The sequence below is a fragment of the Streptomyces sp. NPDC003011 genome, assembly GCF_053591515.1.
Genome location: NZ_JBSFTY010000195.1, coordinates 1 through 1,509, shown reverse-complemented (window position 1 = coordinate 1,509; position 1,509 = coordinate 1). Strand labels below are relative to the sequence as shown.

Genomic DNA, 1,509 nt, shown 5'->3' with positions numbered 1-1,509 from the left:
CCCACCACCGCCACCACCACGGCCAACCCGCCACCAGCCTCGCCTGGGGCTACTGGAAACACACCACCAACCTCACCCACCACCTCACCACCACCGAAATCCACAAAATCACCCACCACACCCACCCCCTCGAAACCGACCACGCACTCCACCTCCTCGACACCGCCCTCACCACACCCCACCCCCACCACCTCTGCATCCCCCTCAACCCCACCACCCTCCGCACCACACCCCACCTCCCCCCACTCCTACGCGACCTGACACCCCCAACCCGACCCACCGCAGCCACCCACACAAACGCCGAAGGCGCCCTCACGACCCGACTGCGCTCCCTGCCGCCGGAGTTGCGGGAGGCGCTCGTGCTCGAAGTTGTCTGTGCCGGCGTCGCAGCGGTGCTCGGGCACAGCGGGGCGGAGGCGATCGACCCGCAACGGCCCTTCAACGAGATGGGATTCGACTCGCTCACCGCAGTACAACTTCGGAACCGCCTCACCGAGGCCACCGCACTACGCCTCACCTCGACACTGATCTTCGACTATCCGACACCCCACGACTTGGCGCAGTACGTCGGCGCATCCCTCGGGGTGGGCGAAGTATCGGCCGAAACGTCCTTCCTGGCCGAGATCGACAAGCTCGAGCAGGAATTGATCGAACGTTCCGCGGACGATTCCGGGCGAGTCAAGGTGACCCGCCGACTTCACATTCTCCTCTCTCGCCTCAACGAGAGCGGACGGTCGGCGACAAACGGCGAAGACATAGAGGAAAAACTTCGTTCTGCGTCCAACGAAGAACTCTTCGATCTGATCGACGGCGATCTCGACCTTTCCTGATCCAGAGGCCTTCACCACCACAGCAAATCCGCGTAGAGGAGCGACAACCCATGTCGGACGAAGCCAAGCTTCGGGAATACCTGACCCGCGTAGTTGCCGAACTGCACCAGACGCGTCAGCGTCTTCAGGACGCCGAGTCGGCAGGGCAGGAGCCGGTGGCGATCGTCTCGACGGCCTGCCGTTACCCGGGCGGGGTGCGCTCGCCCGAGGACCTGTGGAACCTGGTGGCCGAGGGCACGGACGCCGTCTCGGGCTTCCCGGTCAACCGCGGCTGGGACCTCGACGGCCTCTTCGACCCGGACCCGGACGCCACCGGCAAAAGCTACGCACGTGAGGGCGGCTTCCTGCATTCTGCCGATGAGTTCGATCCCGAATTCTTCGGCATGAGCCCGCGAGAAGCGATGGCGACAGATCCGCAGCAGCGGTTGCTCCTGGAGACCGCTTGGGAAGTCTTCGAGCGTGCCGGTATCGGCACCCATTCCGTGAGGGGCACCAAGACCGGCGTCTACGCGGGTGTCATGTACGACGACTATGCGGGTCGTCTCATGCACCGTGCACCGGAAGGCTTCGAGGGCTTTCTGGGTAATGGGAGTGCGGCGAGTGTGGCTTCGGGGCGGGTGGCCTACACGTTCGGGCTCGAGGGCCCGGCGGTGACGGTGGACACCGCCTGCTCGTCGTC

General features: G+C 65.1%; 2 protein-coding genes. Both read left to right on the top strand.

Annotation, left to right across the window (positions count from 1 at the left end; genetic code table 11):
- Positions 1–830, top strand: an 830-nt coding sequence (locus ACWD0J_RS41265; RefSeq protein ID WP_451501003.1) for a phosphopantetheine-binding protein, incomplete at its 5' end; no start/stop codon positions are given.
- Between the two features lie 50 nt (positions 831–880).
- Positions 881–1,509, top strand: a 629-nt coding sequence (locus ACWD0J_RS41260) for a beta-ketoacyl synthase N-terminal-like domain-containing protein (RefSeq protein ID WP_451501002.1), incomplete at its 3' end; no start/stop codon positions are given.